This window comes from Streptomyces rugosispiralis, assembly GCF_024505145.1.
In the GTDB taxonomy this organism is placed as follows: domain Bacteria; phylum Actinomycetota; class Actinomycetes; order Streptomycetales; family Streptomycetaceae; genus Streptomyces; species Streptomyces rugosispiralis.
In genome coordinates this window covers 66860-82733 of sequence record NZ_JANIAA010000004.1, presented here as the reverse complement: position 1 = coordinate 82733, position 15874 = coordinate 66860, and the positions used below count along the sequence as shown (strand labels likewise).

The 15874-nt window shown below is 74.0% G+C and carries 14 protein-coding genes; 10 read left to right on the top strand and 4 right to left on the bottom strand.

Annotated features, from left to right (window positions below; all coding sequences use genetic code 11):
* Positions 1–21 precede the first annotated feature (21 nt).
* Complete coding sequence (locus tag NP777_RS09080; RefSeq protein ID WP_256649577.1) at positions 22–864, bottom strand: MIP/aquaporin family protein; 843 nt, start codon at positions 862–864, stop codon at positions 22–24.
* A gap of 175 nt (positions 865–1039) precedes the next feature.
* Between NP777_RS09080 and NP777_RS09075 the strand changes: the two genes are divergently transcribed.
* Positions 1040–2311, top strand: a complete 1272-nt coding sequence (locus NP777_RS09075; protein WP_256649576.1) for an FAD-binding protein — start codon at positions 1040–1042, stop codon at positions 2309–2311.
* Positions 2312–2381: 70 nt separating this feature from the next.
* On the opposite strand, the gene NP777_RS09070 is transcribed toward NP777_RS09075, so the two are convergent.
* On the bottom strand, positions 2382–4775 hold the full coding sequence (locus tag NP777_RS09070) for a phosphoketolase family protein (RefSeq protein WP_256649575.1): 2394 nt from the start codon (positions 4773–4775) through the stop codon (positions 2382–2384).
* Between the two features lie 131 nt (positions 4776–4906).
* A complete protein-coding gene (locus NP777_RS09065; protein ID WP_256649574.1) occupies positions 4907–5794 on the bottom strand; it encodes a universal stress protein in 888 nt (295 codons plus the stop codon).
* A gap of 215 nt (positions 5795–6009) precedes the next feature.
* On the opposite strand from NP777_RS09065, the gene NP777_RS09060 reads away from it, so the two are divergent.
* From NP777_RS09060 to NP777_RS09030, 7 genes are all read left to right on the top strand, one after another.
* On the top strand, positions 6010–6612 hold the full coding sequence (locus NP777_RS09060; protein WP_256649573.1) for a CBS domain-containing protein: 603 nt from the start codon (positions 6010–6012) through the stop codon (positions 6610–6612).
* On the top strand, positions 6609–7514 hold the full coding sequence (locus NP777_RS09055; protein ID WP_256649572.1) for a universal stress protein: 906 nt from the start codon (positions 6609–6611) through the stop codon (positions 7512–7514). Before NP777_RS09060 ends, NP777_RS09055 begins: the two co-directional genes overlap by 4 nt.
* A gap of 443 nt (positions 7515–7957) precedes the next feature.
* Entirely contained in the window at positions 7958–8812 is an 855-nt protein-coding gene (locus tag NP777_RS09050) for a universal stress protein (RefSeq protein WP_256649571.1), read from the top strand.
* Positions 8813–8897: 85 nt separating this feature from the next.
* Complete coding sequence (locus NP777_RS09045; protein ID WP_256649570.1) at positions 8898–9965, top strand: alcohol dehydrogenase catalytic domain-containing protein; 1068 nt, start codon at positions 8898–8900, stop codon at positions 9963–9965.
* A gap of 18 nt (positions 9966–9983) precedes the next feature.
* Positions 9984–10853 (top strand): universal stress protein, encoded by an 870-nt coding sequence (locus NP777_RS09040; RefSeq protein ID WP_256649569.1) that lies wholly within the window; start codon positions 9984–9986, stop codon positions 10851–10853.
* A gap of 24 nt (positions 10854–10877) precedes the next feature.
* The gene (locus NP777_RS09035; RefSeq protein WP_256649568.1) at positions 10878–12236 is read left to right on the top strand and encodes a nicotinate phosphoribosyltransferase; all 1359 of its coding nucleotides are present in this window, start codon (positions 10878–10880) and stop codon (positions 12234–12236) included.
* Between the two features lie 14 nt (positions 12237–12250).
* The gene (locus tag NP777_RS09030; protein WP_256649567.1) at positions 12251–12916 is read left to right on the top strand and encodes a CBS domain-containing protein; all 666 of its coding nucleotides are present in this window, start codon (positions 12251–12253) and stop codon (positions 12914–12916) included.
* Between the two features lie 422 nt (positions 12917–13338).
* Here NP777_RS09030 and NP777_RS09025 read toward each other — a convergent pair whose 3' ends face one another.
* Complete coding sequence (locus NP777_RS09025) at positions 13339–13911, bottom strand: Rv1733c family protein (RefSeq protein WP_256649566.1); 573 nt, start codon at positions 13909–13911, stop codon at positions 13339–13341.
* A gap of 147 nt (positions 13912–14058) precedes the next feature.
* Here NP777_RS09025 and NP777_RS09020 point away from each other — a divergent pair, with 147 nt between their 5' ends.
* Positions 14059–14754, top strand: coding sequence for a response regulator (locus tag NP777_RS09020; protein ID WP_256649565.1), 696 nt, complete (start codon positions 14059–14061; stop codon positions 14752–14754).
* 107 nt (positions 14755–14861) lie between these two features.
* Complete coding sequence (locus NP777_RS09015) at positions 14862–15863, top strand: Acg family FMN-binding oxidoreductase (RefSeq protein WP_256649564.1); 1002 nt, start codon at positions 14862–14864, stop codon at positions 15861–15863.
* Positions 15864–15874: the final 11 nt, after the last annotated feature.

Here is a 15874-nt window from a genome sequence, read left to right as displayed (position 1 = left end):
GGACCCTACGGCCCGGATCGGCTACTCGGGGGTCGGGGTGCGGCCCACCTCCGTTTCGGCCGTCGGGAGGAAGCGGCTGACCAGCACCTTGTAGAGGGCGGCGCCGATGAGCCCGCCGATCAGCGGGCCCACGATCGGCACCCAGAAGTACAGATCCCCGTACTGGTCCCGCCAGGCGCTGCGGTAGCCGGTGAGATAGCTGGCCAGCCGGGGGCCGAAGTCACGGGCCGGGTTGATGGCGTACCCCGCGTCGGCGCCCCACGCCATGCCGATCGCGACCACGATCAGCCCGATGACGAAGGGCCCCAGATTGGCCTTCGGGGCCGAGTTCAGCACATCGGTGACGGCGAAGATGAGCAGCACCAGGATCGCGGTGCCGATGATCTGGTCGCGCAGCGCGCCCCATTCGCTGACCGGCAGGACTCCGTTGCCGGGGAGCGTGGAGAAGACGAACTGGGTCTTGAAGGTGTGCCCCGGGTCGGCGTGGCCCAGCGCCTCGGTGTAGTTCCAGCGCACCAGCAGGGCCCCGACGAACGCGCCGGCCGTCTGGGCCACGGTGTACGGCAGGACCTTGCTCCAGGGGAAGCCCTTGAAGGCCGCCAGGGAGAGGGTGACCGCCGGGTTGATATGGGCCCCGCTGAGCCGCGCCGCCACATACACACCGAAGGTGACGCCCAATCCCCAGGCCCAGGCGATGGAGTCGTGATCGCCGAGCGCGCCCGGGGGCTTGGTGAGGGCGCCGCCGGCCACGACCTGCGCCACCGCACCGCAGCCGAAGAGGATCAGCACCATGGTGCCCGCGAACTCCGCGCAGAGCTCGCCGAGCGGCACCGACCTCGGACGCGGTGGCTTCGGGGCAGTCATGGGCCCATCGTGGGCGCGCCATGACACGGCGGCCCGTCCTGCTGGGCCGTCCGGGGCATGGACGGCGAATCCGGGTCTGTACGGATCAGGGTGCGGACCTGTACGAAGGTGCTGACAACATCACCCATCGCCCTCCCCTCGCCCATCGCCCTCCAGCCGAAACAGGACGACACGGATGCCGACCACCCAAGCCCCGACGAACTGGGCCGGGAACATCACCTTCTCCGCCGCCCGGCTGCACCACCCGGACAGCGTCGACGAGCTGCGGCGGATCGTCAGCTCCGCCGACCGGGTACGGGTCCTGGGCACGGGCCACTCCTTCAACCGCATCGCCGACACCGAGGGCGATCTGGTGAACCTGGACCGGCTGCCGCACCGGGTGGAGATAGACCCCGGGAAGGGCACCGCGACCATCGCGGCGGGCATGCGCTACGCCCATGTGGCCCAGGCCCTGCACGCGGAGGGGTTCGCGCTGGCCAACCTCGCCTCGCTGCCGCACATCACGGTCGCGGGGGCCTGTACCACCGCCACCCATGGCTCGGGGAGTGACCAGCGCTGTCTGGCGGCGGCGGTCGCGGGTCTCGAGATCGTCGGCCCCGACGGCGAGGTGACCCGGATCGGCCGGGACGAGGAGCCGGACCGGCTGAACGGGGCCGTGGTCGGGCTCGGCGGACTGGGCGTGGTGACCGCCATGACGCTGGACATCGAGCCCACCTTCGACGTGGCCCAGTGGGTGTGGACCGGGCTGCCGCTGGACCGGCTGGACGACAGCTTCGAGGAGATCTTCGGCGCCGCCTACAGCGTCAGCGTCTTCACCGACTGGCGCTCGGGCGAGGGCGTGGTGTGGCTGAAGTGCCGCACCGACCTGCCCGATCCCCCCGAGCCCGGGGAGCCGTGGCTGGGGGCCCGCCCGGCCAACCGCCACCACCACCCGGTGCCCGCGATGCCGCCGCTGCACTGCACCGAGCAGCTGGGCGCGCCGGGGCCGTGGCATGAGCGGCTGCCGCACTTCCGCCCGGACTTCACCCCGAGCAACGGCGATGAGCTGCAGTCGGAACTGCTGCTGCCGCGCGAGGCGGCCTCGGCGGCGTTCGCCGCGCTGCGCGGCCTCGGCGACCGGATCGCGCCCGTGGTGCAGGTGTCCGAGGTCCGTACGGTCGCGGCGGACGAGCTGTGGCTGAGCCCCGCGTACGGCCGGGACAGCGTGGCCTTCCACTTCACCTGGGTCCCGGACCACGACGCGGTGATCGAGGTGGTGGGCGCGATGGAGGAGGCGCTGCTGCCGCTGGGGGCGCGGCCGCACTGGGGCAAGCTGACGGCGGCCGCGCCGGAGCGGATCCTCTCCTCGTACGACCGGGCCGGCGACTTCGCGCGGCTGCTGGCCGAGCACGACCCGGCGGGGAAGTTCCGCAACGCCTATCTGGAGGGCTACTTCCCCACCGGGTGAGAGCCTGTGTCATATCCCCGGCCGGATCAGCGTGCGTGACACACGCTCTGCGAGCGGCACCGGCCGGTGGTCAGCCGGTCCAGGACCATTCGGCGACCTCGGGCATGTCGGTGCCGTGCTCGCGGATCCAGGCCTGGTGGCGGGTGCGGGCGTCCTGCATCCGCTGCCGTACGGCCGTGGCGCGCACCGCGAGCCCGGGGGTCCGGTCGATGACGTCCATCACCAGCCGGTAGCGGTCCAGGTCGTTGCGGACGACCATGTCGAACGGCGTGGTCGTGGTACCCATCTCCTTGTAGCCGCGCACATGGAGGTTGGGGTGGACGGCCCGGCGGTAGGACAGCCGGTGCACCAGCCATGGATAGCCGTGGTAGGCGAAGACGACCGGCCGGTCGCGGGTGAACAGGGCGTCGAACTCGTGGTCCGTCATCCCGTGCGGATGCTCCTCCTTCGGCAGCAGCCGGGTCATGTCGACCACGTTGACCACCCGCACGGCCACATCGGGCAGATGGCGGCGGAGGATCCCGGCGGCCGCGATGACCTCCTGGGTGGGCACATCGCCCGCGGCGGCCAGCACCACGTCCGGCTCCCCCGCGCCGTTCTCGGTACCGGCCCAGTCCCAGGTCCCGGCGCCGCGGGCGCAGTGGGCCCGCGCCTGGTCGAGATCGAGCCAGTCGAAGCAGGGCTGTTTGCCCGCGACGACCACATTGACGTAGTCGCGGCTGCGCAGCACGTGGTCGGCCACGCTGAGCAGGGTGTTGGTGTCCGGCGGCAGATAGACGCGCACCACCTCCGGGCTCTTGTTGAGCACATGGTCGACGAAGCCGGGGTCCTGGTGCGAGAAGCCGTTGTGGTCCTGGCGCCACACATGGGAGGTCAGCAGGTAGTTGAGGGAGGCCACCGGGCGCCGCCAGGGCAGTGAGCGGGACACCTTCAGCCATTTGATGTGCTGGTTGACCATGGAGTCCACGATGTGCACGAACGCCTCGTAGCAGGAGAAGAGGCCGTGCCGCCCGGTCAGCAGATAGCCCTCGAGCCAGCCCTGGCAGAGGTGCTCGGAGAGGATCTCCATGACCCGGCCGTTGCGGCTGAGGTGCTCATCGGTGGGCAGGGTGGACTCCTGCCACGCCTTGCCGGTGGCCCGGTAGAGGCCCTCCAGCCGGTTGGAGGCGGTCTCGTCGGGTCCGACCACCCTGAAGTCGCGGCGGTCGGCGGTGTCCTCCATGACCTTCTCCAGCAGCCCGCCGAGGACCCGGGTCGGCTCGTGCAGGGTCGCGCCGGGCTTGTCCACGGGGACCGCGTACCGCTCCAGGGCGGGCACGGGCAGCGAGCGCAGCAGCAGTCCGCCGTTGGCGTGCGGATTGGCGCCCAGGCGGCGGTCGCCCTCCGGGACCTCGGCCAGGAGGTGCGGCCGGGGCCGCCCGTCGGTGTCGAAGAGCTCCTCGGGGCGGTACGAACGCAGCCAGCGCTCCAGCTGCCGCAGATGCTCCGGGTTCTCCCGGACGCCCGGCAGGGGGACCTGGTGGGCGCGCCAGGTGCCCGCCACGGGCAGCCCGTCGACCTCCTCGGGGCCGGTCCAGCCCTTGGGCGTACGGAGCACGATGACCGGCCAGCGCGGCCGCTCGGCGATGCCCTCCTCGCGGGCGGTGCGCTGGAGCAGGGCGATCCGGTCCAGCGCCTCGTCCAGGGCGTGCGCCATGGCCCGGTGCACTTCGAGCGGTTCGTCCCCGGCGACGTGGATCGGCTCGTGGCCGTACCCCCGCAGCAGGTCGTCGAGTTCGGGCCCGGGGAGCCGGGCGAGCACCGTGGGGTTGGCGATCTTGTATCCGTTGAGATGGAGGATCGGCAGCACGGCGCCGTCGTGGACCGGGTCCAGGAACTTGTTGGCGTGCCAGGATCCGGCCAGCGGACCGGTCTCGGCCTCGCCGTCGCCGATGACGCAGGCGACCAGCAGCCCGGGGTTGTCCAGCGCGGCCCCGTAGGCGTGGGCGAGGGAGTAGCCGAGCTCACCGCCCTCGTGGATCGAGCCGGGGGTCTCGGGGGCCACATGGCTGGGCACCCCGCCGGGGAAGGAGAACTGCCGGAAGAGCCGGGCCATGCCCGCCGCGTCCCGGCTGACGTCCGGGTAGACGTCGGAGTAGCTGCCGTCCAGCCAGGAGCCGGCGAGCACCGCGGGGCCGCCGTGGCCGGGGCCCCAGACGCAGATGGCGTCCAGGTCGCGGTCCTTGATGACGCGGTTGAGATGGGTATGGACGAGGTTGAGTCCGGGTGAGGTGCCCCAGTGGCCAAGCAGCCGGGGCTTGATGTGGTCCGGGCGCAGCGGCTCGGTCAGCAGCGGATTGGCCAGCAGATAGATCTGGCCCGCCGCGAGGTAGTTGGCGGCGCGCCAGTGGGCGTCCAGGGCGCGGATCCGGTCGTCGGCGAGCCCGCCGCCCGGCGAGCCCGTCGTGGTCGGTGCGTCTGGCATGGACCTCTCTCTCCCTCATGGTCTCCGTTGACGTGCCCGTCTCGTGGTGTCCAGTTGTGTACCCGCCGGTCGTGTACCCGTCGGTCGTGTCGCCTGACGGTCGTGTACCCGCCGGTTGTGCCGTCGTCCGGTCAGTCCCGCTCCGGCACGATCGCCACCGGGCAGGGCGCGTGGTGCAGGGCCGCGTGGGCGATGCGGCCGAGCTGCAACCCGGCGATATGACCATGGCGGCGGCGGGCGCCGAGGACCAGCAGATCGGCGGTGGCGGCCGCGTGGAGGAGCGCCTTGCGCGCCGCGCCCTCGACCGTCGCGCGGTCCACGGTGACCTCGGGGTGGTCCCGTCGGGGGATCCGCAGGGCGTCCTCCAGCGTCCGCTCCGCCCGTGCCCAGTGGGCACGCACCGGGTCCCCCTCCAGCAGCAGATCATCCGTCACCTCACCGGCGGGCGCCCGCCAGGCCCGTACGGCCCGCAGTGTGCGGCCGCCCGCCTCGGCCTCGTGGAAGGCGAACCGGACCGCGGCCGAGGGACCGTCCGCCTCGCCGGGCTCGTCCACGCCGAGCACGATCCGGCCGAAGGCGCCGCCCCGGTTGGGCTCGCCGCCGCGTACGACGGTCACCGGGCAGATGGCGCGGGCGGCGACGGCGAGGCTGACCGAGCCGAGCAGCAGCCCGGCGAGTTCACCGCGGCCGCGGGAGCCGACGATCACGCCCGAGGCCTCCCACCCGGCGCGCAGCAGCGCGTCCACCGGGTCCTCCGGCAGGACCTCGGCGGCGACCTTCACATCGGGGCCGCGGCGGCGGGCGCGCTCCGCGGCGGACGCGGCGATCTCCTCGCCCCTGATCTGCTCCCAGGGCCGCTCGGGGTCGGCGGCGGGGGCGATGCCCTCGTACCGCTCCCACAGCGAGGCGTGGACCAGCCGCAGCGGCACCGCGTTCCGGGCCGCCGCGTCCACCGCCCAGTCCACCGCCTGGAGGCTGTGGTGCGAGCCGTCGACGCCCACCACGAGGGGGAGCTCCACCGTTTCCACCACCTTCCGCACGCCTCCGCCGCCCCGTTCCGACGCCTTCACCCTCGCGCCCGTACGGGATCCCGCGCGAGGGGCGATTCGGCCCCGCCCGGGGTCGTTCGGCCCAGGGCGCCCGTGCGGGCCGAACGGTCCCGAGCGGACCCCGGGCAGCCCAAGAAGGGGGCCGGAGCGCCGTCCCACGCTGGGAGCGGACCGGGGAGGCACGGATGAAGCACCGCAAGATCGGCAATGTGATGACCGACGACGTCGTCCGGGTGAGCTCCAGGACGTCGTTCGACGAGGTCGGTGCGCTGCTCTCCCGGCACCGCTTCAACGGGCTGCCCGTGGTGGACGCGGACGACAAGGTGATCGGCATGATCACCGGGACCGATCTCAGCGAACCCGCCCCGACGGCCGGTGAGCTGATGTCGCGCCCCGCGGTCACCGTGCGACCCCAGGACAGCATCGTGGACGCGGCCCGCGCGATGGACCGCCATCGCGTCGAACGGCTGCCCGTCGTCGACGAGGAGGACCGGTTGATCGGCATCGTCACCCGCCGGGACCTGCTGCGGGTCTTCCTCCGCCCGGATGACGAGATCCGCGCGGAGGTGATCGACGAGGTGCTGGTCCGGTCGCTGTGGCTCGGCCCGCAGTCCGTCGCGGTCACCGTGACCGACGGGGTCGTACGGCTGGAGGGCCGGCTGGACCGGCACAGCGAGATCCCCATCGCGGTCCGGATGGCCGGGCAGGTGGACGGCGTGGTGGCCGTGGTCGACCGGCTCAGCTACCGGGTCGACGACTCCGCGGGCCGGGGAGGTGCGCGGCGATGACCCGCCCGGCGGGCAAGCCAATGCGGGACGGCCGGGTGGTGGTGGGCCTGGACGGCTCCGACAGCGCCTGGGCCGCGCTGGACCGGGCGGTCGCCGAGGCGCGGCGCCGTGACGCCACGCTGGAGATCGTGCACGCCTGGCCGTGGGCCCGGACCGACCCGCTCGCCTTCGACCCGGACAGCGAACCGCGGCGGCCCGCGGTCGAGATCGCCAGGACCGTGCTGCGGCTGGCCATGTCGCGGGCCCAGGAGCAGGATCCGCACCTGCGCATCGTGCCCACCCTGACGGCCCAGGACGCGGTGCCCGAGCTGCTGCGGATCGGCGAGGACGCCTCGCTGATCGTCATCGGCACCCGGGGGCTCGGCGGGTTCACCGGGCTGCTGCTCGGCTCGGTCGGGCTGCGGCTGGCCGCCCACACCCGGCGCCCGCTGCTGGTGGTGCGCGGCGGTTCCACGAGGGCGTACGGGCCCGAGGGCCACGGCAAGGTGCTGGTCGGGGTGGAGAGCGGCGCGGACGCGGCGGCGGCCCGTTTCGCCTTCGAGGAGGCCGCCCGGCGCCGGGCCCGGCTGCGGGTGCTCTACGCCTGGCCGAAGCCGCGGGTCTTCGCGGGCGATCACGCCCTGCCCGTACGGGAGGTGGTGGCGCTGCGCGCCGAACGGGAGCAGACGGTGGCGCACGGGATGGTGGCCGGGCTGCGCGAGGAGTTCGGGCACATCCGGGTGCGGGAGCACACCACCCACAGCGGCCCCGCACAGGCCCTGGTGGAGGCGTCCCGGGCGGCGGACGTCCTGGTGCTGGCCGTCCACCGGCGGACGCCCCGGCTCGGCATGCAGCTCGGTCCCGTCACCCATGCGGCACTGCACCATGCGCACTGCCCGGTGGCGCTGGTGCCGGTCGAGTAGGCGCCAGTGGCATGGACGTCCCGCGCACCGATCGGCTGTCGAGCGCGGGTTTCGTTTCGCGTCTTCGGCGCCGTCGGCGCCGTCAGCGCCGTCGAGCAGGGGGACGGGAGGCGGGGGCCTCGCCGTCGGCCGGTGCGGGCGGGACGGCTCCGGCCTCCGTGCCCGGTGGCCGGAGCCCCTTCGGACCGCGGGTCGGCGGAAAGGGCCGTAAGACCTGGTCCCCCGGGACCTCCCCGGGACCGGTCGGCCCTGTCGGCGGGGGCCCGGTCATGGTCCGCTGGAAGTGGCACCGGGGGCAACCAGCAGACGCGGAGAAGCGGACGTCCCACTACCGCGCACCGCGCAATCAGGGCCCGCGAGAAGTGGGCGCCCCCGGCGCCGCGCCTCGGGCACGCGCGGCACTGGGCATTGCCGCCGAGTGGCCTGCCGGGAAGGAGGCAGCGATGGCGCGCCCCGTCACCGTCGGACTCGACGGTTCCGACGAGAGTCTGGCCGCCGCCGGCTGGGCGGCCCATGAGGCCCGTTCGCGCGGGGCGCCGCTGCGGCTGGTGAACGCGTGGCCGGGGCCCGAGCAGAAGGATCTGACACCGGGCCGGGAGGCCGCCTGGCAGTACTGGTCCGAGCGCGCCCTGCGCGCGGCGCGTGCCGAGCTGGACGCCGACCACCCGGAGACGACGATCCTCACCGCCCAGATCTCCGGCCAGCCCGCGCCCGTCCTGCTGGCCGAGGCGGAACGGGCCCAGCTGCTGGTGGTGGGGTCCCGCTCGATCGGCACGGTCGCGGGGTTCTTCCTCGGCTCGGTCGGCCTGGAGCTCGCCGCGCGCTCCATGACCCCCGTGGTCCTCATGCGGGCGCACGGGCACGAGGAGCGGCACGGCGATGTGGTGGCCGGAGTGGAGCCGCGCGAGCCGTGCGACGGCATCCTGGAGTTCGCCTTCGACGCCGCGGCCCGGCGCGACGGTGTGCTGCGGGCCGTCTACGCCGACCGGGTCCCCGCCATCCGGGGCGACGCCCCCTGGGTGGTGGACGTGGGGCTGAGCGACGCGCGCAAGGAGGCGGAGCACGCGCTGGGCGAGGTGCTGGCGCCGTGGCGGGACAAGTTCCCCGAGGTGCGGGTCTTCGAGGAGGTCGCGTCGGACAGCCCGGCCCGGCGGCTGGTGGCCGCGGCGGCGGGGACGGCACTGATGGTCGTGGGCCGCGGTCCGCGCCGGGTGGGGTTGGGCCCCCGGCTGGGGCCGGTCACCCAGGCCGTGGCGCACCACGCCGGCTGCCCGGTCGCGGTCGTGCCCCAGCGATGAGCCCCCGCCCCGCCGCGTGACGAGGCGGCGCAAGCCGACGGCAACCCGAGGCAGTCGGAGGAAACCGGAGGAGAGGGAAACGGCCATGAAAGCACTCGTCTTCCACGGGCCGGAGCGGTCCTCCTGGCAGGAGGTGCCCGACCCCGAACTCGAGGCCGCCACCGACGCGATCGTACGGATCGACACCACGACCATCTGCGGCACCGATCTGCACATCCTCCGCGGCGAGGTACCGGGCGTCGACCCCGGCCGGGTGCTCGGCCACGAGGGGGTCGGCGAGGTCGTCGAGACCGGTGCCGACGTCCGCGGGATCCGACCCGGCGACCGGGTGCTGATCTCCTGCATCTCGGCCTGCGGCCACTGCCGCTTCTGCCGGGAGCGCGGCTACGGGCAGTGCCGTGACGGCGGGGGCTGGATCCTGGGCCGTACGGTCGACGGCACCCAGGCCGAGTATGTGCGGGTACCGTTCGCCGATCTGTCCACCCATCCGCTGACGGGGTCGGCCGAGGGCCATGACGCCGTGCTGCTGGCGGATGTCTTCCCCACCGCGTACGAGGTGGGCGTCCTCAACGGCCGGGTGGGGCCGGGCGATACGGTCGCCGTGGTGGGCGCCGGGCCCGTCGGGCTGGCCTCGATCGCCACGGCGCAGTTCTTCTCCCCCGGCCGGATCATCGCCGTCGATCCGGACACGGCCCGGCTGGACGCCGCCAAGCGGGTCGGCGCCGACGCGGTGGCGGACTCCGCCGAGGACCCGGAGCGGCTGGTCGACGATCTCACCGAGGGGCTCGGCGCCGATGTGGTGATCGAGGCCGTGGGGAGCCCGCGGTCCTTCGAGACCTGCACCCGGATGGTGCGGCCGGGCGGCCGGATCGCCAACGTCGGTGTGCACGCCCGGCCCGCGACGCTGCATCTCGAGGAGCTGTGGATCAAGAACGTGACGATCACCACCGGGCTGGTCGACACCTACTCCACCCCCATCCTGCTCTCCCTGCTGTGCGCCGGGCGGCTGCCCACGTCCACGCTGATCACCCATCTGTTCGAGCTGGACCAGATGGAGGAGGCCTACGACGTCTTCGCCCACGCCGCCGAAACCGGCGCGATCAAGATCGCGCTCGGCGAGGCCGCCCGTCCGCTGGTGGCCCGGGACACCTGAGCGGGGAGGCCGATGCGCATGGGAGCACCCATCACCGTCGGGATCGACGGTTTCGCCGAGAGCCCGCCGGCCGCGCACTGGGCGGCGCGCGAGGCGCTGCTGCGCGATTTGCGGCTGCGCCTGATCCACGCCTGGCCCCCGCCGTCGCCCCCGGCCCCGGCCCTCCCCCACGAGGACGACCGGAGCTACTGGTCCCAGCGGCTGCTGTCCGACCTGGTGGGCGAGTTGCGCGATACCCACCCGGGGCTGCGGGTCACGGCCGAGCTGGTGCCGCGCGAGACCGTGCCCGCCCTGCTGGACGCGGCGCGGGACGCCGAGATGCTGGTGCTGGGCTCGCGCGGCCGCGGCACCCCCGGCGGCTTTCTGCTCGGATCGACCGGCCGCCAGGTCCTGGCGCACGGGGAACACCCGGTGATCATGGTGCACGCCGACGACAGGCCGCTGACCGCGGATGTGACCGTGGGGGTGTCCCTGCGGCAGCCGAACGAGGAGGCGCTGCGGTTCGCCTTCGACGCCGCCGCCCGGCGCGGCGGTGTCCTGCGCGCCGTACACGCGGGCGCGCACGGGCCGGGGGCCGAGGAGACAGCGGGGACCGAGGAGGCGGCGAGGGCCGTGGAGACAGCGGGGGCCGCGGAGGAGCCGGGGGCGGAGGGCGCGCTGGACGCGGCGCTGCGCCCCTGGCGGGAGCGGTACCCCGGGGTACCGGTGGCGGAGGCGTTCACCGCGGAGCGCCCGGCGCTCGGCGTGATGCACACCGCACCGGGCTCGGGGCTGCTCGTGCTGGGCCGCGACAAGACGGAGCCGGGCCCCGTCCCCCACCTCGGCTCGGTGATCCACGCGGCGGTGCACCACGCGCCGTGCCCGGTGGCGGTCGTTCCGCGCGGCTGATGTCCGGAGGGAGGCGGGAGTGACATGTCGGAGGCGATGACCACCGACCTCTACGAGGTGACGATGGCCCTGTCCTATGTGCGCGAGGGCATGACCGCCCCGGCCATCTTCGACCTCTACGTCCGCCGGCTGCCGCCCGAGCGGGGCTTCCTGGTCGCCGCGGGCCTGGAGCCGGCGCTGGACTTCCTGTCCGGCTTCCGTGTGGGGCCCGAGGACGTGACGGCGTACGCTGCGGCCATGGACCGTCCGTACGAGGACGTCGAGCCGCTGCTGGGGCTCGGCTTCGACGGCGAGGTGCGGGCGGTGCCCGAGGGACGGATCGTCCTCGCCGGGGAGCCGCTGCTGGAGCTGACCGCGCCGCTGCCGCAGGCCCAGCTGGTCGAGACGTATCTGCTGGGGCAGCTGAGCCACCAGACCACCATCGCCTCCAAGGCGGCCCGGTGTGTGGTCGCAGCGGAGGGGCGCCCGGTGGTGGACTTCTCGCTGCGCCGCACCCACGGCCCCTGGTCCGGGCTGCAGTCGGCGCGGCTGAGCGCGATGACCGGGTTCACGGCGACCAGCAATGTGGCGGCGGCCGCGGCCTACGGGATCGAGGCCACCGGGACGATGGCGCACGCGTACATCGAGGCGTTCCCGGACGAGGAGACCGCGTTCCGCGCGTTCGCCCGTGCCCATCCCGGCCCGGTCACCTTCCTGGTGGACACCTACGACACGGCGACCGGTGTGGCCGCGGCGGCGCGGGTGCTGCGCGAGCTGGAATCCGGGCCCCGCGGCGCGATCCGGCTGGACAGCGGCGACCTGGGCGAAGAGGCGGTGCGGGCCCGGGAGATCCTCGACGCGGCGGGGCTGCCGGAGGTGCGGATCGTGGCCAGCGGCGGGCTCGACGAGTACGCCATCGAGGAGCTGATCCACTCGGGCGCGCCGATCGACGTCTACGCCGTGGGTACCCGGATGGGCGTGTCAGCCGACGCCGCCTCCCTCGACACCGCGTACAAGCTGGTCGCCTACGACGGGCGGCCGGTGATGAAACTGTCCTCGGCCAAGGCCACGGCCCCGGGCGGCAAACAGGTGTGGCGGCGCCCCGGCTACGCCGATGTGATCGGCGAGTGCGACGAACTGCCGCCCCACGGCGGCGCGCCCCTGCTGGAGACCGTGATGCGGGAGGGCGTGCGGACCGGAGCCCCCGACACCCTCGACCGCGCCCGGCGGCGGTTCGACACCGATCTCGCGGGACTGCCGCCGCATGCCCGGCGGATCCGCCACCCGGCCCCGCCCCGGCCCGCCACCTCCGCCGGGCTGGCCCGGCTCGCGGGGCGGGTGCGCCGCCGGATCGAGGTCCGGCTGGCGGCCGTTGGCGAGGCGGGCGGAAGACAGGCAGCGTGACCAAGGAGGATGCCGTGCCCCGGAGTGCGCACATCGTGAGCGATGTGATGACCCATACCGTCGTCGCCGTCGGCCGCGAAGCGCCGTTCAAGGAGATCGTCAGAACGCTGGAACAGTGGCGGGTGAGCGCCCTGCCGGTGCTGGAGGGCGAGGGCCGGGTCATCGGCGTGGTCTCCGAGGCGGATCTGCTGCCCAAGGAGGAGTTCCGCGACAGCGATCCCGCGCGGATGGCCCAACCGCTCGACCTCCCCGGCGTCGCCAAGGCGGGCGCGGTGACGGCCGATGAGCTGATGACGTCCCCCGCCATCACCGTGCACGCGGGCGCCACCCTCGCCGAGGCCGCGCGGATCATGACCCACAAGCGGGTCAAACGGCTCCCGGTGGTGGACGAGGAGGGCCGCCTGGAGGGCATCGTCAGCCGCGCCGACCTGCTGAAGGTGTTCCTGCGGCCGGACGACGACATCGAGGACGAGGTGCGCCGCGAGGTGGTGAGCCACCTCTTCCCGGCCCAGGGCGAAACCGTCCGGGTGAGCGTGAACGAGGGCGTGGTCACCCTGACCGGACGGGTCAAGGAGGCCGTCCTCATCCCGGCGGCGGCCCGTCTGATCCGTGCGATCGAGGGCGTGGTCGACTTCGACAACCAACTGACGGCGGCGCCCCATACGACCCAGCGGCGGTAGCGGCACTGCCCGGCAGCCCCTAATAACCGGAATGCCCGGTTATTGGGTGCGGGTTTCGTTTCGCGCCTTCGGCGCCATTGAGCAGCGGGGCAGGGGGCGGGGAGCGCGGGCCTCGTCGCCGACCGCCGGGCCGGTGGGGGCAGGGCCGGTGGCGGCTTCCGTGCTCGGTGGCCGGAGCCGCTCCGGACTGCGGGTCGGCTAGGGTCCTTCTGACGGATCTCCGTGGGAGAAGGAGCGGCGTCCGGTGCGGCGAGAGTGCGTGCCGGACGCCGCGACGCCGCGGAGATCCGTCAGCAGGGCCCTAGGGGTCGGCCGGGGTCCGGCACCCCCTTCCGAAAAATGCTTGATCTGGCGCAACTAATTCATCAAGCGATGTCCAGGGCCCCGCCGGGGCTCCCGGGCGTCCGGGCGCGGCCGTCGCGTCATCGGATGTGGCGGCTCCAGCGGGGGCCGACCTCGGCCCAGGCGCGGCCCCACTCCTGGGCGCGGGCGCGGTCCAGGCGCCAGCGCGCCACGCCGCGTCCGGCCAGCGACACCGCGCCCACACCCGCCGCGGCGGACGTCCCGGCGAGCACCGCGCGGGTGGCGATCTGCTCGGGGGTGGGGGGCCGCTGGACCATGCCGCCACGGCCGTCGGTCCAGATCTCGGTGGCGGTGCCCGCCCTGCTCCCCTCGTGGACCCGTGCCGTACCCGTGTGGACGGCGCCGTCCGGGCCGGTCCACCGGACGATCGCGCGTACCAGGCCGGTGGTGGAGCCGTCGGCGGCGGGCTGTGCGACGGGCGCGTCCTCCTTGAGCACCGCGGGCACCCGGTGCCGGTCCGCCCGCTCCTGCCGTAGTGACGCGTCCACGGCGGTGCCCGCGGCCACCCCGGCCGCCGGGCCGCCGACCGCCATCACCAGGCCGGTCACGAGCACGACCCACGCCTCGATCACGTCCGAGCGGCGTCTGAGCGGATTGCGCCGCCACCGCCACAACCGCACTTGCGTGCCCATGCCGTGACCGTCGCACGCGCGGGGAGGGCGGGACGAGGGCCGGGCAGCCCCCTTGAGGGCCCGTTCGGCCCTGGTACCGCGCTGACCTGCTGCGCCACGATTCCCACCGGGGGCCGGGCGGACGGCGGACGAACGGTGCGAGAGCCCATGACCGAGACCGAAGCGACACGAGCGACGCCCATCAGGGTGTTCGTCCTCGACGACCATGAGGTCGTCCGGCGCGGACTGCACGATCTGCTGGACGCCGAACCGGACATCGAGGTGGTCGGCGACGCCGGGACCGTGGACCACGCGATGGCCCGGGGCCCGGCGCTGCGGCCCGACGTGGCCATCCTGGACGTCCGGCTGCCGGACGGGGACGGCATCACGGTCTGCCGCGAGCTGCGCTCCCGGATGCCGGGTCTGGCCTGTCTGATGCTGACCTCGTTCGACGACGACGATGCCCTGCTGGACGCGATCATGGCCGGGGCGGCGGGCTATGTACTCAAGCAGATCAAGGGGTCGGACCTGGTCTCGGCGGTGCGCACCGTGGCCTCCGGCCAGTCGATGCTGGACCCGGCCACCACCGCCCGGCTGATGAGCACCCTGCGGGGCGACACCGCCCCACAGGAGCCGCGGGACGAGGTGCTGGCCGGGCTGTCGCCGCGCGAGCGGGAGATCCTGGTGCTGATCGGGGACGGGCTCACCAACCGGCAGATCGGCAAGCGGCTCTTCCTGTCCGAGAAGACGGTCAAGAACCACATCTCCCGGCTGCTGGCCAAGCTGGGCGTGGAGCGCCGCATCCAGGCGGCGGTCCTGGCGACCCACTCGGCCCCGCACCCCGACGACGGCCATCCGGGGTGACCCCGAATGGCCCGGGTCGGCCCGGGGCCGGGGCCGTACGGCCCTGCCCGTGGCGCTGACGGCTCAACCACCCTGATGGACGGCTCACCGGCGAGGAGAGGACCCCAATGCAGCCCGCAACGCTCGACGCGGCGATCCTGGAGAAGCTCATCTCCGCGGCCGTGGCCGCTCCCTCGATCCACAACACCCAGCCCTGGCGCTACCGGCTCAACCCCGACACCGTCACCCTCGAGGTCCGGGCCACCCCCGAGCGGGCGCTGCGGTACGCCGATCCGATGGGCCGGGCGCTGAGCGTCTCCGCCGGGGCCGCCGTGTTCAATCTGCGGGTCGCCGTGGCCCACTTCGGCTGGGACCCGGTGGTCGAGCTGCTGCCGTACCGGTCGCAGCCCGATCTGCTGGCCACGGTGCGCCTGACCGCGTCGTCCGCCGACCGTGCCGGGCGCCATGACGACGGGCACGACGACCTGTACGACGTCATCTGGCGGCGGCACAGCAGCCGCTCCCCCTACTCCGCGCGCCGGCTGCCCGCACGGGTGCTGTGCGACCTGACGGAGGCGGCGCGCGTGAACGGGGCCACGCTGTGGCTGGCGGACCCCGAGGAGACCTCGCGGCTGCTGCGGCTGACCGCCGAGGCGGAGCGGCGCGCCTCCGGGGACCCGCGCCGGCTCGCCGAGAGCCGCACCTGGATCCGCGACGCCGGGCCGTACGGAATCCCCCCGGCCGCCCTCGGTCCACGGGACACCACCGGGCGGCTGCCGACGCGCGACTACCTAGGCCCGCGGCCGGACGGCCACCGGGACGAGGCTCGGCCCGCCGCCCCGTTCGAGACCCATCCGACCATCGCCGTGCTGAGCACGGACCAGGACCGGCGCACCGACTGGCTGCGGGCCGGGCAGGCGCTGGAACACGTCCTGCTGCTGGCGACCTCGCACGCGGTACGGGCGTCCCTGCTGCACCAGCCGCTGGAGTGGTCCGATCTGCGGTGGTCGGCGGGCGACGCCCACCCGGCACCCGGCCATGTGCAGATGCTGATCCGGCTGGGCTACGGGCCGGCGGGCCCGGCCACGCCGCGCGACGGGGCGGCCGAGGCGCTGGACCGGCACCGCTGACGCCGCCCAGG

Excerpts from the sequence above, each read along its gene's own strand:
- NP777_RS09060 (WP_256649573.1), top strand. The coding sequence starts at position 6,010 with ATGAAGCACCGCAAGATCGGCAATGTGATGACCGACGACGTCGTCCGG.
- NP777_RS09040 (WP_256649569.1), top strand. The coding sequence starts at position 9,984 with ATGGGAGCACCCATCACCGTCGGGATCGACGGTTTCGCCGAGAGCCCG.
- NP777_RS09055 (WP_256649572.1), top strand. The coding sequence starts at position 6,609 with ATGACCCGCCCGGCGGGCAAGCCAATGCGGGACGGCCGGGTGGTGGTG.
- NP777_RS09080 (WP_256649577.1), bottom strand. The coding sequence starts at position 864 with ATGACTGCCCCGAAGCCACCGCGTCCGAGGTCGGTGCCGCTCGGCGAG.
- NP777_RS09075 (WP_256649576.1), top strand. The coding sequence starts at position 1,040 with ATGCCGACCACCCAAGCCCCGACGAACTGGGCCGGGAACATCACCTTC.
- NP777_RS09035 (WP_256649568.1), top strand. The coding sequence starts at position 10,878 with ATGTCGGAGGCGATGACCACCGACCTCTACGAGGTGACGATGGCCCTG.
- NP777_RS09050 (WP_256649571.1), top strand. The coding sequence starts at position 7,958 with ATGGCGCGCCCCGTCACCGTCGGACTCGACGGTTCCGACGAGAGTCTG.
- NP777_RS09025 (WP_256649566.1), bottom strand. The coding sequence starts at position 13,911 with ATGGGCACGCAAGTGCGGTTGTGGCGGTGGCGGCGCAATCCGCTCAGA.
- NP777_RS09070 (WP_256649575.1), bottom strand. The coding sequence starts at position 4,775 with ATGCCAGACGCACCGACCACGACGGGCTCGCCGGGCGGCGGGCTCGCC.
- NP777_RS09020 (WP_256649565.1), top strand. The coding sequence starts at position 14,059 with ATGACCGAGACCGAAGCGACACGAGCGACGCCCATCAGGGTGTTCGTC.
- NP777_RS09045 (WP_256649570.1), top strand. The coding sequence starts at position 8,898 with ATGAAAGCACTCGTCTTCCACGGGCCGGAGCGGTCCTCCTGGCAGGAG.
- NP777_RS09015 (WP_256649564.1), top strand. The coding sequence starts at position 14,862 with ATGCAGCCCGCAACGCTCGACGCGGCGATCCTGGAGAAGCTCATCTCC.